The following is a 16,392-nucleotide window of genomic DNA, read 5'->3' as shown; positions in this document are numbered from 1 at the left end:
AGCATAAGAAAATCCATGTATGCGGAACACTTTCCTACACTGCTGTATCTGTTCGTTTTTTCACTGCGGAATCTTTTCTCAAACAAAACGGCAAAGATTACGCTCCAAGAAGCTGGAACGTAGAATCGAACGGATCATGCAGATAAAATGCTCCCAACAGAAAAACGAACGGATGCGCCGAAACCTGAAAGCAGAGCAATATCATCTGAGCTCCTCCAAGTTCTTAACCAATATTTACCCGATTATGTTCTGTTACTTACAGAAATAAATGTGATTTTATAACGCAAAAACTTGTATATTTGCATGAACGAACGAAGAAGAAGACACAATGGAAAAAGAACTGCCAAAAATAGACTTGCCTGAGGACTGGGTTGTCGGCACAGACATCAACAAAGATTTGCTGGGACTGTACACGAATTATCCTGTAAGACTGAAATGTGAGATGTTCGTGCTTTGCGTGGAAGGCACTGTGGAAGCCTCGGTAAACCTGAACCATATTACCGTCAAGGCAAACGATTTCGTCACACTCATGCCGGGAAGCATTTTCCAAATCAACAGTATCGAAGGAAACCTGAACATCTACTTCCTCGGATTCTCGTCCAAATTTGTCGAACAGACCAACCAGTCGCGCTCCATGCTCGATGCAATCTACTTCACCCTAGGAAGACCGACATTCCAATTGCGAAAGGAGGGCGTGCTGCTAATGGAACAATACCTGCAATTCCTCATAAACATCTACGAACGGTTCCCTGACAAAATCAAGCATGAAATCACGCCTAACCTCTACGCAGACGTGCACAAGGGAATTTCCATAATCTACAAAAGCAACTCAACGGAAGAAACCGTGCCCATATCAAAAAGCGAACAGATATTCAGAAGCTTTACGCAACTGGTCATGCAGCATTATACGCACAACCGGAATGTTGCATGGTATGCCGAACAGCTTGGAATCACACATGCGCATCTGTGCACCACGGTAAAGCAAGTGTCGGGAAAAACCTGCGTCGACATCATCTCGTCCATCGTGATTATGGACGCAAAGTCGCAGCTCAAATCAACCAACCTGTCCATCCAGGACATATCCGATTCGCTGAACTTTGCCAACATGTCGTTCTTCGGAAAATATTTCAAACGCTATGTGGGAATGAGTCCGCTGGAATACAGAAACAACGGATAAGCCTTTCACACCCTCCAGAAAGAGGGACCTATAATACGATAAAGATAAAAAAACCTCCCCGTCAAGGGGAGGTGCAGAAAGGGATAGAGTTAAAATATCACACCCAGACGAAAACCGACGTTACTCTGTCCGTCTATAGGAACAGTCAGCGTTTGCGTCTGATTGGTTGCATAGCTGTAGTATCCGGCAATATGAAATCCCCAGTGCTTTCCGGTCGGATAAATCTTCAAGCCAATTTCAGGAGATACATAAAATCCCCATCCATCGTCATACAGCCCGGTTGCAGCGTAATAAGTGGTGTTACGCGCAAACATCGCGCCGACTTTCACACCGATATAAGGCTTGCAGTACCTGTTTGTAGACAAATTGAACGCCGCAGTCAGTCCGAAAGGAACCTGAAAAGCCGAACGCTGCTGGTCGGTGGTCAGAAATTCTGTAGGCGAAAGGGCCAACGTCTGGCGTCCGATATACTTATGGTTGGTGTGAAACGAAGCAAACAGACCCGCTTCCCAACGAGGCGTGAAACTGTAAGTCAGTTCATAGTTCATTCCCCACCCGCTCAACTTGTCAGCAAAATCAGTAGACAACGGAGCGTTCATCTGCCAGTCTACCTTCAGACTCATCTTAGACATATCACATTGTGCAAAGCTCCGGGCAGACAGTCCCAGCAAGACAACACACAAAAACAGCGCTTTTTTCAGCAATTTATCCATTGTTTTCATTTGACATCCTCCTCGATTATTAGTTAGCAGATTGAACATAAGGTGACTGTACGAACGACTGGACAACCGCATCTTCGAGCAATTTCAGGCTGTAACGTCCGCCAAAGTCAAAGCCGGAAGCATTGGCATACCAAACCACCGGCAACCTGTTGTTTTCGCTTTCTCCGGATGCGGTCAAATCAACCATTTCCATAACCAATGTATTCGTATCATACGAATAAGTTATAGGATACGGATAATACCATCCGCTCCACGGTCCCCAGAAGCCATAGTCCCACCAGCCACCGAAATAGCCTCCGGTCACAATGTGAGTGGTTTGCGCAATATACGACAACTGCACGCCGACGTCTGCATCATCTTTCTGTTCCGGATCAGTGATGCGGGTATATCCCCTACTGTTCATCTGTGCCTCCACCTCGCTGATTATAGCCTGCGCATTTTCGTCTTTCCAATAAGAAGCATGGTGGCTTCCCGGTTCAAGGATGCTGTCAGGCAAAAAATAGGTTTTGAATGCACTGAAATCCGTATCACTGTCATAATCAGTATATACGGCCAGATTTGCATCCATTTCCCCCATATCGGGATCTTTTTCGCATGCCGACATCACCAATGCCGCACATGCCAGAAAAAACAGTTTTTTCATAGTGAATCTCCTCCTCTTAATTGTTATCGGTTGTTTTAAATTATTCAAATGGAACGCCCTTTGAAAACGTTGCTGCGCGATGCCGGAAGAATCACTCCGTTCAGTGTCAAACGGTTGGAGTTGAAGTTCGGTGAAATGGTTATCGAAGCCCGGTTCGATCCTTTCGGCAGATAAATGTCGATACGGGCCGAAATTCCTGCTCCCATCACGTTCATCGAGAGCGACAGGTTGCCTTTCTTGTCCACTTTCGGATCATAGCCTGAAACGGTGCCGTCAACGGTCACACCCCCCAGTCCGTTAGGTCCGGAAAACGGAATATTGAAAGCCACCTGCACTACCGCATCTTCACCCATTACGGATACAAAGTTGGTATTCGAAGATACATAAGCCGTTTGTCCGTATTTAAAAACCACCTGATCGGCCTCCAAAGTAAACTCTTTCGCATTGACTGCTTTCAGAGCCTCTTCATACTGCAGGCTGTCCAATCGCTCCTGCAATGCTTTCTTTTCTTCCTTGGTCGGCTCCTTTGTTTCCTGAGCCTGGATGTTTCCTGCCATTGCAGACAGGACAAACATCAATAGTAAAATCTTTTTCATTGTTTTATATTTACCTATTCACAAGTAAAACAAAAATTTTTCTCTTTTGCTGCACCGGAACAGATTAAAAAAAACTAAGAGATTATAATATCGCGAAACCGTGCGTCAAAACGAAAGGAATCAAAACGGACAAAAAACATGCGCAAATCCGCAGAATTCAAAAGTTGCCGGCTCCGCATCACAATGTCCAATAAAACAAAAAAGAGTCCGCCGAAAGAACGACTTATCATTTTTTTTCTTATCTTTAAAGTGACAACAATCAAACAACCTCCCGTCTAACCCTTTAAACCATCAGAAAACCATGACAAACATCAGTGAAATCACTCTGTTAATAGCTGTTATCGCCCTGGCGCTGTGGCCGGTCATACTTTTCGCACTACGCTATCTGAACATACGCCGCAAACGGCTGGAGCATATCGAACGCCTGACCAAGGACGAACTTGACGAAGTGAGCACGAACGACCTGGTAATCAGCACGCTCAAAAAAATCGGATGCCAGCCCGAGATGAACGAAGAACAGCAAATCTGCTTCAAATACCAGGGCGAAGACTTCTACATAGCGGCAGAAGAGGAAAACCGTTTCATTATGATCTGGAATCCGTGGTGGGGATGCATCAATGCCGACAACGAAGCATTTCCTGTCCTGAAAGAAATCATCAATCTGGCCAATGTGAAATCAATTGTGACGACAGTATATATGATGGACGAAGACGGGAAAACCGTCGGACTGCACTCACACTGCCATACCTATTTTTCGCCGAATGAAGGCGAACTGGAGGAACACCTGAAGATGCTTCTCGACTTTTTCTTCGATATCCACAATTTCATCAAAGACAACATGAACCAGATAGGAACCGGAGAAATCAACGAAGAGGAAAAAAAGGAAAGGGTTAAAGTGAAAGGATTTGCCGCCTACAAAGAAAACACCATACCGCTGCAGTCAGATACCGTAGCAGCACAAGCTACCCCCGACAAAGAAGGACTCAGTTCGCCGGCGGCACGGCACGACAATGTAACTGTGTAGAGCACCGCCCAGACATACAAAAGCGGTTTGGCTGCGTCAAGAACAGCCAAACGCCGGAACTGTGCATCAGTCTTTCCGCATACTGAATTCACAGCCGCAATACTGCTGGTTATAAAAGCCATATTCCCTGATAATTGCCGCACGGCGCTCGTTCAAGCCGCCTTTACGCCAATTCTGATTCCACCAAATCACATCAGGATAAGCGGCTACGGCAAAACGTCCCGCTTCATTAATCTGGTCAAGGCTCTTCCAGCGCGAAGAAGCAAGCGTTGTGGTAATCACACGAAAACCGTGCTCGTGAGCATAGCGTGCCGTATCCAGCAGACGCATCTTGAAGCATTGCAAACAGCGTCCTCCCCGCTCAGGCTCCTCCTCCAGGCCAGCCACACATGAACGCCATGCCTCATGGTCATAGTCGGCATCCACGATGTCAAGTCCAAGCGAACGCGCATAACGTGAGCACTCATCCTTACGGATGCGGTATTCCTCTTCCGGATAAATGTTCGGATTGCAATAATAGACGGTAGGGCGCACGCCATGCGCCACCAGCCATTCGATGATAGCCGATGAACAAGGCGCACAGCAGGTGTGCAACAGCACCTTGTCCACTCCTTCGGGAATTTCCCATTCTTTCTTCTTTTTCATGGCAATCGAATCAAAAAGCCTGGCAGTCATCCGTCACAACATAGCTTCCGAATAAAGGCAAAAGCAGATCGGGAACCTCAATCCCTTTTTCCTTGATGCCGGCAAGACAAGCTTTAGCCTTGTCTGTCAGCGAAAAATACATCTGCCGCTTGTCTTCCGTTCCAAGTTCACGCCTGATAAATCCCTTGTCTTCAACCAGACGGATCACTTTCGACGTATGCGAAGCTTTCATGCCCGTACGCTTCACGATGGCACTGGCCGCAATCGTTTCGTCACCGATACTGCACAGCACCATAGCCTCGTTCAGCGAAATGCCGTGCACATCCACCAGACTGTTTTCAAGTTCAGAGAGAGCCCTGAAAAGCTCTCTCATCACACAAATACATTTTATCTTTTCCATTATTCAAATAAACATATTCAGATTAGACGTTTCGGCACGATCCATATAGGTCGCCACACCCCCAACAGTTACATTGTCAAGAAGCTCCTCCTTCTTCACCCCCATCACATCCATCGACATTTGGCAAGCAATAAATTCCACCCCGTTATCAATGGCCTGCTGGCGGAGCGATTCAAGTGAGTCAACGCCTCTCCGCTTCATTACATGACGCATCATTTTAGCCCCGATTCCGCCCATATTCATTTTTGAAAGTCCCAGTTTGCTGGAGTCCGAGGGCATCATCCAGCCGAACATTTTGCCGAATGCATCTTTCTTTACCGAAGGCTTTGCAACTTTCTTTATGGCATTCAAGCCCCAGAATGTGAAAAAGACAGTCACTTTCTGTCCCGTAGCTGCCGCGCCGTTTGCCAGCACAAAAGTAGCTAAAGTTTTGTCAAGGTCATCGCTGAACAAGATAAAAGTTTTGCCTTTCCCCTCCGGTTCCTGGCGAACAGCTTCCGCCGCACACGAAGTAGCCTTCTCGACCACCACTTTGTATTTGCCTGCATGGGATGAAACTTCCACAATCCGGTTTCCTGTCATACGGCACCATGATTCAGCATCCCGAGAAAATCCCGCATCTGTCGCGGTTATTTCCAGACGCTGCCCCGGGAGCAGTTTTTCCATCTCTTTCTTCAACTTCAATACAGGTCCCGGACATTGCATGCCGCAGGCATCCACACATATCGTTTTCGAGTGCTCTGACCCATCGGTTGCCGGAGCATTGCAAGCACACCGCACCTTGTCCTCCTCACTCTCACCCGTGCCCGGAAGCTTCACTTCTGCCGTTGCAGCCTTATAAGTTTTGATGCCGCCAATCAGATTCCGCACATCTCCATAGCCGTTCTCCTTTAAAATATTGGAAGCCAGATAGCCGCGCAAGCCTACACCGCAATACACATATACAGGCCTGTCGGAAGGAATCTCTCCAATCCGTTCGCGCAAATCATCCAAAGGAATGTTCAATGCCCCGTCGATGTGCCCCAAAGCATACTCATCGGCAGTCCGCACATCGACAAGAGTGACTTTCGTCAGATCTGCGTCACGGAGTTCCCGCCAATATAAAGGAGTCATTTTTCCGCAAAGAATATTGCCGGCCACATACCCAGATACGGCCACAGGATCTTTAGCGGAAGAGAAAGGAGGAGCATAAGCATGTTCCACCTCCATCAAGTCGTAGACCGTCCCATGGTGCTTTATAACCAACGCATACGCATCAATCCGCTTGTCAACGCCTTCGTATCCCACAATCTGTGCGCCGTAAAGGCGTCCGTCAGTCGGAGAAAACACGATTTTGATATCTGTTTGGGAAGAACCCGGATAATATCCTGCATGTGATGCCGAATGGATCGTAGCCGAAAGATAAGGAACATTCATCTGTTTCAGACGCTTTGCAGCAAGTCCTGTAGAAGCGACCGTCTGATCGAAGACTTTAGCGATTGAAGTGCCTACAGCTCCTTCGTATTTCACCTTGTTGCCGAAAACCATATTGTCAGCGACAATACGCGCCTGACGGTTAGCGGGTCCTGCAAGATAATTCAGCCAAGGCTTTCCGGTTATCGGATGGGGATATTCAATCGCGTCCCCCACCGCATAGACAGACGCATCGGATGTCTGCAAGTATTCGTCCACCCAAATGCCACGGGCCTCTCCTATCTTCAGTCCCGCTTTTTGGGCGAGCGAAGTTTCCGGACGTACTCCTATTGACAAAAGCACCAAATCCGCATCAAGCGAAATGCCCGACTGAAAGCGCACCGTTATGCCGTTTCTTCCGGGTTCAAAAGATTCAACGGCCTGCTTTAAATAAAGCTTCACTCCTTTCTGCAATAAATGCTCGTGAACCAAAGCCGCCATTGAATAGTCAACAGGCCCCATCACCTGGTCGGCCATCTCCACAACAGCCACTTCTGCACCTGCATGATGCAGATTCTCCGCCATCTCCAAACCGATGAAACCGCCGCCCACAATCACGGCACGCTTCACAGCATGTTGCTGCATATAAGTCTTTATACGGTCTGTATCGCTCACATTCCGAAGCGTAAAGATGCCCTCGGACTCAATGCCGGGCAAAGGAGGACGTACAGGAGAAGCCCCCGGAGAAAGCAACAGCTTATCATACGCTTCCACATACGTATCTCCGTCGGATGTGCGCACCGTTACCGTTTTCTTCTGCAAGTTGACTTCCGTCACTTCCGAACGCGTACGCACATCCACCCGGAAACGTTTTCCGAACGCTTCGGGGGTCTGCACAAACAAACGTTCACGCTCGGTTATTACATTGCCTATATAATAAGGTAAACCGCAATTGGCATAAGAAATGTAATCTCCCCGTTCAAACAGAATAATATCTGCCTTTTCCGTATTTCTGCGGATACGGGCCGCTGCTGTAGCACCGCCTGCCACACCGCCAACTATCACATACTTCATAATTCAATTATTTTCTAATGGAAACTGATGCAAAGAAAAACAATTATAGTCACAATAAAAAATTTCCAAAAGAAAATATTCAAACAATTAAGCCAAATTAAGAAACTATTTTGAATTTATCGTGTGCTGATTTGGGATGAGTTTTTGAGGCATTTCCGTTTGTGTGATGAGGAAGATAGCGGGCTATCTGACGAAAAACAGAAGCGGAAAAGACAAAAAATAGCCCAAAGCACACACGAAAACGAACACATCAAGCCAAGAAAAACTTTTGGGAGAAATTCAAAACAGCTTCTAAGAAGTCAGTCCGATCTGTAACGCTGTGCTGCCGGCTATTCTTTCTGATAAGCTATGCGTGGCGAACCGTTTTTGAGATAAATAATGCCACAGCGCACAAAGCCATTGGCAGTCAACAGCTTTTGCATCACTTTGTTTTCGGCATGCGTATCTGCACGCAAGCAGGAGCATCTTGAAAAGCACCACTCAAAGCACAAACGAGCAATACCGCTGCACGTTCCATCGGAAGCCAACCGATGAATCACATAATAAGGGCGGCTATTGGGCCAGGAACCATCCTCAATATAAGCATAAGTAGGGTCCGGACCGGGAATAAAGCAGAATGTAGCAACGGCTTTCCCTGAATCAGCGGCACAGACATAACAATGGCCCGCAGCAATCTCCCCCGCAATCAATTCCCTTTGCGGATATCCCCCCACCCACTGATTAGGGTTTCCAGTAGCCGCCATGAACGCACGGGCAGCGTCAAAAATTTCCATTAAACGGTCCAAATCACCCGGAACCGCCTTCCGAATTTTCAATTTCATTCTATAAAACAGAGATAAATTTCCGGCAAATGTAGCAATTGGACGCAATTTAATGAAAGAAAAATTGAAAATATAAAATCTTCATGTTATCTTTGCATAACGAAAAGGGGCATTAGCTCATCTGGCTAGAGCGCGACACTGGCAGTGTCGAGGTGACCGGTTCGAGTCCGGTATGCTCCACCTTCGAAATAAAGGGACACATCACAACTGTTCAACTTTTAAAATTTTAGCTTATGGATGTACAAAGTATAGGTGAAAGTGCAGGTGTTATCTGGAGGCTGCTCGAAGGTGAACACCGGAAATGGGATTACAATGAAATCAAAAAAGCGACAGGGCTGCCTGACAGACAAATCAATGCGGCTATAGGCTGGCTCGCCCGCGAAGGCAAACTGAGCATTGATGACACGACTATAGGCAAAAAGCGTGTATTATATATTGAGTTGAACTACTATATCGGATAAATCAAGCATTACTTACCATCAATAAAAAAGCAATCCCCTTGTAAATTTGAAGGGAATTGCTTTTTTATTGCACCTTAAACATCACTTGCCTACAGGTTCATAAGCGTTTTTTCCACAGGAAATTCAATATTCTGAATCAAGAAGATTGAACAATTACAACGACTGTACTTCCACGCAATTGTATTTCCGTTTGTATTCCGGTCCGAAAGTGAAATTGATGCCCAAGTTGACATTAAGCGCGAAGCGGTTGACAGGCGCATAATATTTGGGTGAGAACTTGCCCATCGGCGCATCGGCTGCTATGAAGAAATTGAATCCGCACGGATGGAAGTTCAGCATCAGACCTCCCGTTGAGCCGAAGTTGGATATGGCATAGTTGAGCGAAGCCTCAAACCATTTCAAAGGAGAAACATTGGCAGAAACGCGAGCTTCGGTCCACCAGTGCCGTCCCTGGAAGCGGGTTGAAGACAAAAGTCCGAAGTTCAGACGGTCATATGCCGGAAGCGTGTACTGCACCCCAAGATTCAGCGTAGCCGCCAACGCAGTGGTACGCTTCAATCCCTCGCCTTCCTTTGTAAACTTGGAGAGTTCTTCCAGATCATCTCCGATCCGGTCTGCCTGATTGTCGATCGAGTTCGGATCATCATCACCCAAATCAGAGTTGACAGGAATTTCCGTAAACCCGTCAAACTCAAAAGAATTGTTCATCGTGGCCTTTACCGTATTCTTCCAGCGGATAAAACCGAGATCAAGGACAGCGGCCGAGAAAGTCCATTCATCATTCAAACGGTAAGTAGCCCCGAAATCAAACGCCATGCCGAAGCCTGCAGGACCGATATTGTTGTCATCAAAGTCAAGGTCATCGTAAGACAGAAGATTTTCAGAGCCCGGCTTCAGTTGGTCTGTACGGTTTCCTGCATCGTCCAGCGCATAATCGCTGTCATCATAGTTTCCCGTTTCCCCGCGTGTCGGAGCAACCAGTCCCTTGGCGGAAAGGTATGCCTGCGCTCCCGACGGAGTTATCTGCCAATAGTCGGGAGTTGCCACCACGTCCAGACGGTCAATCTTCACCGTGGCTTTAGCCAGTCCCACCAGGAACTTCACCTTTGCTCCCACCGTCCATTGCTCGTTCAGCTCACGGGCGTGCCCCAAAGCGATTTCAGCATAGTTGGTAGAAACGGCGCTGATATCATCTATCTGGTAATGGGTGCCTTCGGGACGGTCAACTCCGCTTTTCATGAACTTGAAAAGCGCGTCGGGAGCCGAAAAATTGGTATTGCTCTTCACCGAGATGCCGAACGTATTGAATCCTCCCCACGCATAGAACCCCGTAGAAAGAATTGTCTCTTCAAGATTGAATCCGAACTTGACCCGGCGCGGCAGGCCGTTCAGAAACTCGTCACGGCCCACATCTTCGTGCATGAAAGTCATGAGATCGCCGTTCTGCTTCACAAAAAGAAAGTCGCCCACACCCGATGTGCCCTGCGCACCGAAAGCAAGATTTCCAAGCCCCGGCATAGTGACATATCCGCGTTCGCCCATAAATGCAGGATTCAGTTCATGACGGAATGTGGCTCCGCCCAAAAAATAGGCGGAACGATTATTCTGAGTCTGTGCGGCGGCAGGCCCTGCAAGTCCCCAGACAGCAGCCGCCGACAATATACTTGTTACGACACGTGTTTTCATCTGTTGTTTCATCATGGTTCTTTTTACCCGTTAATTCAAGTCGACCTTTACACCTCCCGGCACATTCAAGTTGATTTTTGACATCCGGATCCACTGGTTATCCCTCAGCGGAACGTTCAATGCCTGTCCCGGAACAGCTGTCACCTTAAAGCAGATACGGTCTACACGCGACAATACGCCGGCTTCGGCAGAAGTAAAGACTACGGCAAACCGACTCTCTACCGGCGTTGTCCCATCCGTACTCTCAGCTATCTTCCTGCCGTCGGCAGTTACCTTGATACTTTCTATCTGCTGCCCGTAAATATCCTTGACCACCACATTCTCCGGTTTCAGTTCGAGCTGGAGCGGAATGGTACTTACAGCGGTGAACTGCAGGCCGACCTGATCGAAGTCCACCTGGTCAAGGTCGGAGAAATCAGTGTTCAAGTCACAGATCGAATCGTTGTAAACAATATTCAGACCGCTTTCAAAGCTCAGCGGTATCACCACATCATAACCGGCCAGCATATCATACCCCCTGTCCAGCTCAACCGTATAATAGTTCGGATTAGTAACCGACGGGCTTATATCCACCGTAATGTAGTCGGGGATACGTTCCCACAAGTTGTTGATATCCTCCACCTTCACATTCTTCACGTGCTCGGCATCCGCATAACCACTTTTTCCGAGGCGGGAGAGAATAATGGCCGTGATGCATCCAGCATCAATTTCAATGTCGTCCACCGTAACCGTAGCCAGCGGAGCCGTTTCACCGTTGCGGTGCGACACCAGCGTCACATCGAACTCCACCGGCGTATCAAGTTTGTTTTCTGTACCGAAAGCGACGACCGGATTGGTGACTTCCAGGCGAGTCGCATCGTCTTTCAGAAAGTCGGGAATATCGTCCAGCCCGATGTTTGTCGGCTCTACTTCAATGGTTGGCTGGATAATTCCCGTCACCTTATTGACAGTCATGGCATCGAGCACAACCGAGGGAGCAAAAGACAAAGATGTATTAGCATCCAGGTTTCCATCAAATACAGTGATTACAGAACCTGACACATTGACCTCCCCATCAATTTCTATAGAAGAATTTGCCTTATCAACCTTTTTACCATTTCCTGCCGCATCACCGAATTTATATCCGTCCACTTCAAGAACCGTCGCAAACGAATCATTGTCCCCCGACGAAAGAACCACCCCATCAAGCACCAACGTATTTCCTCTCAATTCGCCCTTTGTTTCATCACATGCTCTTACAACAAAAAAATAAGGCAATTCCACATGCAAGTTCCGGGCTATCACACTTTGATAATTCAGGCTGCCGCTAAAAGCAAAAGCAATGGAAAGTTTCGCAGGCACCCCTGCTCCCACATCGCCCACCTCCATCAATGCCTCGTCTATTCCGAAAACCGTCTGACTAAAGCTGCCTTGCATATCTACTTCTTTTTCAACAGAGCCGCGGCCAATGGCAGAACCTCCCCCAACGATCACTACAGGATGAAAGCCGCTGGAACTGATTTCTCCGATATCAAACGTACCCACCGAAGTAGGCTCTACATTTACAAGGCCCCTCCTCGCAAGCTGATATTCATGCGTGGCAGCATCCGTAACCAAAAGATCTCCTTCGGTGATGATCTTGCTCAAGTAAGTGGTATCAGTGCTTCCACCGGGAATCGACAGATAGTCCCCTCCCACACTGATTGTCATGTCAATGTCACGGTCGAGGTCGTATCTGTTATCCACACACGACATGATACCGACCAACAGCAAAAGCACAAGCACACCCGCTAACGGCCTTACATTCAATCTGAACATAATTCTTTGAGTTTTTGTAAAAATTCAACCTTCGATACAAAAATACAATTTTTTTCAACGAAAGGCAGGCCCTATTTAAACTATTTTAAACGCTCAACCTCCATTCAAAACACACAATACTTTGCATGAAATTCCGGCAACGACAAACAGACCGCTAAAGCCTACAGCAGGGACAGTGCCTTAAACATTCTTTAAATCAGAGAAAACAGATTTTCTCATTGCTTTTTCTATCTTTGGATATCATTATCTAAAATCAATGCTCTTATGGAAACATCTCTCTTCTGGATTGTGCCGGTGTCATCCGCGCTGGCACTCTTGCTTGCCTGGTACTTCTACCGGCAGATGAAAGCCGAAAGCGAAGGCACTCCTACAATGGAATGCATCGCCCTGCACGTGCGGACGGGTGCCATGTCGTATCTGAAACAACAATATAAAGTGGTGACCATGGTTTTCGTCTGCCTGGTCATCTTCTTTGCCATCATGGCATACGGATTCAACCTGCAAAACCACTGGGTTCCGGTGGCGTTTCTGACCGGCGGATTCTTTTCCGGACTTTCGGGCTATCTCGGCATGAAGACCGCCACATACGCTTCGGCGCGGACAGCCAACGCCGCGCGCAACTCGCTCAACAAAGGCTTGCGGATCGCTTTCCGGAGCGGGGCAGTAATGGGGCTGGTCGTTGTAGGACTTGGCTTGCTCGACATCTCTTTCTGGTATCTGCTGCTGCAATACTGCATACCGGAAGACGTGATGAATCCGGCATCCAAACTTTGCGTCATCACCACCACCATGCTTACTTTCGGAATGGGAGCCTCCACGCAGGCACTCTTTGCCCGTGTAGGCGGAGGCATCTATACCAAAGCAGCCGATGTAGGAGCCGACCTGGTGGGAAAAGTGGAGGCAGGGATTCCGGAAGACGATCCGCGGAATCCGGCAACGATTGCCGACAATGTGGGTGACAATGTGGGCGACGTGGCCGGAATGGGAGCCGACCTGTATGAATCCTACTGCGGTTCGATTCTTGCCACATCGGCTTTGGGAGCAGCCGCATTCATCGCTTCCGGCGATACGGAAATGCAGTTCAAGGCCGTCATCGCACCGATGCTGATTGCCGCGGTGGGCATCCTGCTCTCCATACTCGGCATATTTGCCGTGCGCACACGGGAAGACGCAAGCATGAAAGACCTGCTCAAATCCCTGTCGTTCGGAACAAACCTGAGTTCGGTGCTGATTGTTTTTGCCACATTCCTGATCATGTGGCTGCTGGGCATCGACAACTGGATAAACCTGTCCATCTCTGTTGTAATCGGTCTGGTGGTAGGAGTCATCATCGGCCGTTCTACCGAATACTACACATCGCAGTCTTACAAGCCCACACAAAAGCTTTCGGAAAGCGGAAAGACCGGTCCGGCCACCGTCATTATCTCAGGTATCGGACTGGGCATGATTTCAACGACTATCCCGGTCATTGCTGTCGTGATAGGAATTATCCTCTCCTACTGGTTTGCCGCAGGCTTTGACTTCACCAACATCAGCATGGGACTTTACGGCATCGGCATCGCCGCCGTAGGAATGCTTTCCACACTGGGAATCACCCTGGCTACGGATGCATACGGCCCCATCGCCGACAATGCCGGGGGAAACGCTGAAATGAGCGGCCTGGGCGAAGAAGTGCGCAAACGCACCGATGCACTCGATTCGCTGGGCAACACCACCGCAGCCACTGGAAAGGGATTCGCCATCGGATCGGCAGCCCTTACGGGACTTTCTCTCCTGGCTTCCTACATCGAGGAAATACGTATCGGGCTCGACCGTATCGGTACAGCCATTCTGGAGCTTCCAAACGGCATTGAAGTGGCCGTCCACGAGGCCAGCTTTACCGACTTCATGATGTATTACGATGTAACGCTGATGAATCCGAAGGTTATTTCAGGCATGTTCATCGGCAGCATGATGGCTTTCCTGTTCTGCGGACTGACCATGAATGCGGTGGGACGCGCCGCCTCGCGCATGGTAGAAGAAGTACGCCGCCAGTTCCGTGAAATAAAAGGCATATTGGAGGGGAAGGCCGAACCCGACTATGCGCGCTGCGTGCAGATATCCACCAAAGGAGCGCAGCACGAAATGGTGTTCCCGTCCCTGCTCGCCATCATTGCTCCTGTAGCTACCGGACTGATATTCGGCGTTCCGGGAGTAATCGGACTGCTTATCGGAGGACTTTCGTCCGGCTTCGTGCTTGCCATCTTCATGGCAAATGCAGGAGGCGCATGGGACAATGCGAAGAAATACGTTGAAGAAGGCAACTTCGGCGGAAAGGGAAGCGAAGTGCATCGTGCCACTGTGGTGGGTGATACGGTAGGCGATCCGTTCAAGGACACGTCCGGGCCGAGCCTCAACATCCTCGTCAAGCTGATGAGCATGGTTGCCATCGTCATGGCAGGACTGACCGTTTCGTGGAGCCTGTTCTGAGAAATCCTTTGTCGAACACAAAGGCACAAGGATACGGAGATTTCTATTTGAGTTCTCTGTATCCCTATTCCTTTATAGTTTAAGCCAGAATGGTCACTAAAGACATGAAGATCATACAATACATTGCTTCATGCCCTTATAATTGAGAACTAAACACACAAGTGGATATACAACAATTTCTTGTCAAGACAAAACGAAACCGACAGGACAGCCAAAAGGCCGGCTTCTCCCAAAGCATGCTTCACGCGCGAAGGCCAGCCTCAGCAGACCGGTCTGCTGAAACACCACCGCCACGCTTTCAACCAGTCCCCAAAGGACAAAGCCATAAAGCAGCAAACGGCGATACTTCTCCAGAAACAGCCGGACAGCAAGATGGACGGATAAAGCCGCTCCCGTCCGCCACAAGGAAGACATGTCTACCGGAACATCCCGATGGAAACATGCCAGCAGACAGAGAAGCAGGATCGGCATTTCACCGCTCCGCAAAATAAAACAATTTTCCAATCTTATGCACAACTAAACAGCTAGAAAACAAATTCCTTATACAAATGTTCCAATTCAAAATGATCGTCCTTCCAATAAGCGACAGCCAAACAAACTTGGGCTTTTCTTGCATTCCATGCAAGTGCCTGAGTCAAATTATATACTTGCATGAACTGTTGCTTAGCCGGCAATTCTTTCTGAAGAATCCGCCTGCTGTTTTTCGAATCATAATCTATCAACGGCAAAGATCTTGAAGCAGAAATGCCATCAAATGTTTTGTAATATAAAAAGATAAAGCCACCATTTAAAGTTTCTGAAACTTGATTAAGCAGCAACACATCTTGATCCCCCATATTGGAAACCGTCAGAGTCATTTCGTTTTTCGACTTGTCATACGTCAAGTTAAAGTCGATTTTCACTTCCTGCGCTTTGCAGATGCTAAAAATTGCGCTCAAAGCTCCTAAAAAAATTGTCAAACAAAGTCCTTTCATTGCCTTAATTATTTGATTCTTTCTGTATTTCTTTTTGAATTTCAGTATACTCCCAAATTAAATGGCCTCTTTCTTTTCTATAAGAATCCGAAACCTCCGAATCCGGGAATTCAGCCTTTTCCGCTTCATGCGTATTGATTTCATTCTCATAATAAGACGAAGGAGTATTATACAATGAATAAGTCAATCTATGATGATAATGCACTTCTATCGTTTTAAGATAATAATTTTTTTTCATCGCCACTCAATTTTTCTAAATTTATTCCAAGCTCAGACTCTATCTGTTTCTCTATAAAATCTTTAATTTCAGAAGGGACACCCAGCCGCCACAACTCAAGAGGACCACTCTTGAACAGTGTGCTTTTATATTCTGTCACATAATGCTTATGATCAAAATGGTACATCTCATGCCATATTGTTGCCAACCTGTCTATATCTGACAATCCTGGTCTATTGAAAAATTCATTACAAAGTACAATTATCCCACTCTTTTCAGTCCTTGCAAGCACAC

The 16,392-nt window shown here is 47.7% G+C and carries 15 protein-coding genes, 1 tRNA gene and 1 pseudogene; 5 read left to right on the top strand and 12 right to left on the bottom strand.

From position 1 onward, the window contains the following. Window positions 1-328: 328 nt before the first annotated feature. Complete coding sequence (locus NW212_RS09750) at window positions 329-1,177, top strand: AraC family transcriptional regulator (RefSeq protein WP_258338457.1); 849 nt, start codon at window positions 329-331, stop codon at window positions 1,175-1,177. 89 nt (window positions 1,178-1,266) lie between these two features. Here NW212_RS09750 and NW212_RS09745 read toward each other — a convergent pair whose 3' ends face one another. The 3 genes from NW212_RS09745 to NW212_RS09735 are packed head-to-tail and all read right to left on the bottom strand — an operon-like array spanning window position 1,267 to window position 3,138. Beyond that, a complete protein-coding gene (locus NW212_RS09745) occupies window positions 1,267-1,899 on the bottom strand; it encodes a porin family protein (RefSeq protein WP_258338456.1) in 633 nt (210 codons plus the stop codon). 19 nt (window positions 1,900-1,918) lie between these two features. Further along, window positions 1,919-2,542, bottom strand: coding sequence for a DUF4136 domain-containing protein (locus NW212_RS09740; RefSeq protein WP_258338455.1), 624 nt, complete (start codon window positions 2,540-2,542; stop codon window positions 1,919-1,921). Window positions 2,543-2,586: 44 nt separating this feature from the next. Continuing rightward, window positions 2,587-3,138 (bottom strand): DUF4251 domain-containing protein, encoded by a 552-nt coding sequence (locus NW212_RS09735; protein WP_258338454.1) that lies wholly within the window; start codon window positions 3,136-3,138, stop codon window positions 2,587-2,589. A gap of 310 nt (window positions 3,139-3,448) precedes the next feature. On the opposite strand from NW212_RS09735, the gene NW212_RS09730 reads away from it, so the two are divergent. After that, window positions 3,449-4,162, top strand: coding sequence for a hypothetical protein (locus tag NW212_RS09730; protein ID WP_258338495.1), 714 nt, complete (start codon window positions 3,449-3,451; stop codon window positions 4,160-4,162). 66 nt (window positions 4,163-4,228) lie between these two features. Here NW212_RS09730 and NW212_RS09725 read toward each other — a convergent pair whose 3' ends face one another. From NW212_RS09725 to NW212_RS09710, 4 genes are all read right to left on the bottom strand, one after another. Continuing rightward, on the bottom strand, window positions 4,229-4,807 hold the full coding sequence (locus NW212_RS09725; protein WP_258338453.1) for an epoxyqueuosine reductase QueH: 579 nt from the start codon (window positions 4,805-4,807) through the stop codon (window positions 4,229-4,231). Between the two features lie 10 nt (window positions 4,808-4,817). Continuing rightward, window positions 4,818-5,207, bottom strand: a complete 390-nt coding sequence (locus NW212_RS09720; protein WP_258338452.1) for a winged helix DNA-binding protein — start codon at window positions 5,205-5,207, stop codon at window positions 4,818-4,820. Between the two features lie 3 nt (window positions 5,208-5,210). Continuing rightward, window positions 5,211-7,673, bottom strand: a complete 2,463-nt coding sequence (locus tag NW212_RS09715; protein WP_258338451.1) for an FAD-dependent oxidoreductase — start codon at window positions 7,671-7,673, stop codon at window positions 5,211-5,213. 329 nt (window positions 7,674-8,002) lie between these two features. Further along, window positions 8,003-8,494, bottom strand: a complete 492-nt coding sequence (locus tag NW212_RS09710) for a GNAT family N-acetyltransferase (protein ID WP_258338450.1) — start codon at window positions 8,492-8,494, stop codon at window positions 8,003-8,005. A 106-nt stretch (window positions 8,495-8,600) separates the two neighbouring features. On the opposite strand from NW212_RS09710, the gene NW212_RS09705 reads away from it, so the two are divergent. Both NW212_RS09705 and NW212_RS09700 read left to right on the top strand, forming a co-directional pair. Then, a tRNA-Ala gene (locus NW212_RS09705) sits at window positions 8,601-8,674 on the top strand. Window positions 8,675-8,727: 53 nt separating this feature from the next. Beyond that, window positions 8,728-8,955: a winged helix-turn-helix domain-containing protein gene (locus NW212_RS09700; protein WP_258338449.1), complete on the top strand. Its 228-nt coding sequence runs from the start codon at window positions 8,728-8,730 to the stop codon at window positions 8,953-8,955. 153 nt (window positions 8,956-9,108) lie between these two features. Here the strand turns inward: NW212_RS09700 and NW212_RS09695 are convergent, their stop codons facing one another. After that, the gene (locus tag NW212_RS09695; RefSeq protein ID WP_258338448.1) at window positions 9,109-10,656 is read right to left on the bottom strand and encodes a DUF5723 family protein; all 1,548 of its coding nucleotides are present in this window, start codon (window positions 10,654-10,656) and stop codon (window positions 9,109-9,111) included. Between the two features lie 15 nt (window positions 10,657-10,671). Next, window positions 10,672-12,438 (bottom strand): hypothetical protein, encoded by a 1,767-nt coding sequence (locus tag NW212_RS09690; protein ID WP_258338447.1) that lies wholly within the window; start codon window positions 12,436-12,438, stop codon window positions 10,672-10,674. A 264-nt stretch (window positions 12,439-12,702) separates the two neighbouring features. On the opposite strand from NW212_RS09690, the gene NW212_RS09685 reads away from it, so the two are divergent. Beyond that, window positions 12,703-14,907 carry a sodium-translocating pyrophosphatase gene (locus NW212_RS09685; protein ID WP_258338446.1) on the top strand — a complete coding sequence of 735 codons (2,205 nt, stop codon included), beginning with the start codon at window positions 12,703-12,705 and terminating at the stop codon, window positions 14,905-14,907. Between the two features lie 183 nt (window positions 14,908-15,090). Here NW212_RS09685 and NW212_RS09680 read toward each other — a convergent pair whose 3' ends face one another. The 3 genes and pseudogenes from NW212_RS09680 to NW212_RS09670 form a co-directional block, all read right to left on the bottom strand. Further along, the gene (locus NW212_RS09680) at window positions 15,091-15,393 is read right to left on the bottom strand and encodes a hypothetical protein (protein WP_258338445.1); all 303 of its coding nucleotides are present in this window, start codon (window positions 15,391-15,393) and stop codon (window positions 15,091-15,093) included. A 38-nt stretch (window positions 15,394-15,431) separates the two neighbouring features. Then, window positions 15,432-15,881, bottom strand: a complete 450-nt coding sequence (locus NW212_RS09675; protein ID WP_258338444.1) for a hypothetical protein — start codon at window positions 15,879-15,881, stop codon at window positions 15,432-15,434. Window positions 15,882-16,096: 215 nt separating this feature from the next. Then, window positions 16,097-16,392: pseudogene (locus NW212_RS09670) on the bottom strand (hypothetical protein); the annotation flags it as partial.

The sequence above is a fragment of the Bacteroides sp. ET225 genome, assembly GCF_024733745.1.
GTDB lineage: Bacteria > Bacteroidota > Bacteroidia > Bacteroidales > Bacteroidaceae > Phocaeicola > Phocaeicola excrementipullorum.
This window is presented reverse-complemented; position numbering and strand designations above follow the sequence as displayed.

Excerpts from the sequence above, each read along its gene's own strand:
- NW212_RS09750 (WP_258338457.1), top strand. The coding sequence starts at position 329 with ATGGAAAAAGAACTGCCAAAAATAGACTTGCCTGAGGACTGGGTTGTC.
- NW212_RS09745 (WP_258338456.1), bottom strand. The coding sequence starts at position 1,899 with ATGAAAACAATGGATAAATTGCTGAAAAAAGCGCTGTTTTTGTGTGTT.
- NW212_RS09740 (WP_258338455.1), bottom strand. The coding sequence starts at position 2,542 with ATGAAAAAACTGTTTTTTCTGGCATGTGCGGCATTGGTGATGTCGGCA.
- NW212_RS09735 (WP_258338454.1), bottom strand. The coding sequence starts at position 3,138 with ATGAAAAAGATTTTACTATTGATGTTTGTCCTGTCTGCAATGGCAGGA.
- NW212_RS09725 (WP_258338453.1), bottom strand. The coding sequence starts at position 4,807 with ATGAAAAAGAAGAAAGAATGGGAAATTCCCGAAGGAGTGGACAAGGTG.
- NW212_RS09720 (WP_258338452.1), bottom strand. The coding sequence starts at position 5,207 with ATGGAAAAGATAAAATGTATTTGTGTGATGAGAGAGCTTTTCAGGGCT.
- NW212_RS09715 (WP_258338451.1), bottom strand. The coding sequence starts at position 7,673 with ATGAAGTATGTGATAGTTGGCGGTGTGGCAGGCGGTGCTACAGCAGCG.
- NW212_RS09710 (WP_258338450.1), bottom strand. The coding sequence starts at position 8,494 with ATGAAATTGAAAATTCGGAAGGCGGTTCCGGGTGATTTGGACCGTTTA.
- NW212_RS09700 (WP_258338449.1), top strand. The coding sequence starts at position 8,728 with ATGGATGTACAAAGTATAGGTGAAAGTGCAGGTGTTATCTGGAGGCTG.
- NW212_RS09695 (WP_258338448.1), bottom strand. The coding sequence starts at position 10,656 with ATGATGAAACAACAGATGAAAACACGTGTCGTAACAAGTATATTGTCG.
- NW212_RS09690 (WP_258338447.1), bottom strand. The coding sequence starts at position 12,438 with ATGTTCAGATTGAATGTAAGGCCGTTAGCGGGTGTGCTTGTGCTTTTG.
- NW212_RS09685 (WP_258338446.1), top strand. The coding sequence starts at position 12,703 with ATGGAAACATCTCTCTTCTGGATTGTGCCGGTGTCATCCGCGCTGGCA.
- NW212_RS09675 (WP_258338444.1), bottom strand. The coding sequence starts at position 15,881 with ATGAAAGGACTTTGTTTGACAATTTTTTTAGGAGCTTTGAGCGCAATT.